Consider the following 1,597-nt stretch of genomic DNA (forward strand, 5'->3'; position numbering starts at 1 on the left):
GATCCGGCCGAAGTTGGCCAGCGATTCACTGCGCACCTGCAGCGTGCCCGGATCCATGTAGGACCAGTACAGACTGTGGGTCATCCGCGACCCGGCACCCCGATGGTCAAGGGCAACAGGGAATTCCGAGGTGATCCGGCGGGCACCGAAGATGTCCATCGCCGGGTCGATACCCTGACCCATCCGCCGAATCGTCCGGCCACGATCACCGGCACGCTCACCACCAAGACCCGTGGTGCGATCACGCGAAGACGCCGCCACAAACACGTTGTCCCCGATACCGAAATCAGCCGCCGTACGCAGCGGCCCGGCCCCCGGAGAACCGATCAAGGTAATCGTCTGCACCTGATCGGCCAGCCGACCCCCATAACCCGCATGACTGACCGTCGTCGACCCGTACGAATGCGCGAACACATGGTTACCGCTGAAATGACTACCGTCCCCTGCCAACACATCCCGACCCACATTGAACGACGCGATGTCACTGGCAAAGATCTGCCCACCGTTGTGCGCCATCCGCTGAAACCCCACCCGCGGATCCCAACTGCCCGGTGCCTGGTAGCCGATGTAGGTGATCGACGCCGCGGACAGCTCCGGATTCTCCTGCATGGTGGACTGAAGGAGGTTGACCGCGCGCATCGTCATTGCCCGGAGCTTGCCGATCGTGGTCGTCATCCCCGGCACATACCAAGACACCGACTGCGCCGTATACGGATCGGCACCGAAACTGACAATCGCACGCCCCACCCCGCCGAAGGCCTGAGGGTTCAACGCCAGCAGGAACGGGCCGCCGACGTTCAGTCTTGCGGCATTCCGGTGCGCCGACCGCAGCCCGGACTCGATGTCGTTCATCAGATCGATGTAGTTCGATTCGAACTTGTTGAGCGCGACACCGTTCTCGCGACGTGACAGCAACAGCTCACGATGATCCAGATAACGGCGCAGCATGTTCGAGTTGGCTTCATGCCGGACTTTCGGCGGGATGCCCTCGGCGTTACCGACCTCAAACGGATAGGTGTTGACCAGTGCTTTCTGCTGAGCCTCCGACAACCCAGCCCACCACTGTGCATTCGCCCGGGCACGATTCACCGCGTCGTCCACCGACACCCGGTGATCGGCCGGGCTCATCAGGTCGGCGGCTTCGATCTCTCGCTCGGCCAACGCCACAGCGGCGAGCACGTGATCCGGCACCGCGGACTGCTCGACATCGCTGGGCGCGGCCACCGGTAGTTGCTGTACCTCACGGGCGGCTTCCGTCGCGGGGTGGACGGGCACCTGGATTTCGGGCACTTCCTCCGCGGGTGAATTGCGGAAGCGTGGATTCCAGAAGTGGCGGCCCTGCACCGAGTGGGTGGAGTTGGGGTCATCGGCCAACCGCAGCGGGCGGCCGGTCGCGGGCTCGACGGTCTGTTCACGGGTGCCACCTAGCAGCCACCGAGGCTGCGCGGAGAGGGTACGGCGCCCCTCGGGGTCCACCTGGTTCGCGTGGCCCGCCGCGATCCGGCCGAAGTTGGCCAGCGATTCACTGCGCACCTGCAGCGTGCCCGGATCCATGTAGGACCAGTACAGACTGTGGGTCATCCGCGACCCGGCACCC

General features: G+C 64.6%; 1 protein-coding gene. It reads right to left on the minus strand.

Translation table 11 applies throughout. The annotated features are described in order from the left end of the window. Positions 1 to 1,581, minus strand: a 1,581-nt coding sequence (locus tag AC4ELS_RS21255) for an alpha/beta hydrolase (RefSeq protein WP_499049164.1), incomplete at its 3' end; no start/stop codon positions are given. Positions 1,582 to 1,597 lie beyond the last annotated feature (16 nt).

This window comes from Mycobacterium shunyiense (genome assembly GCF_058270035.1).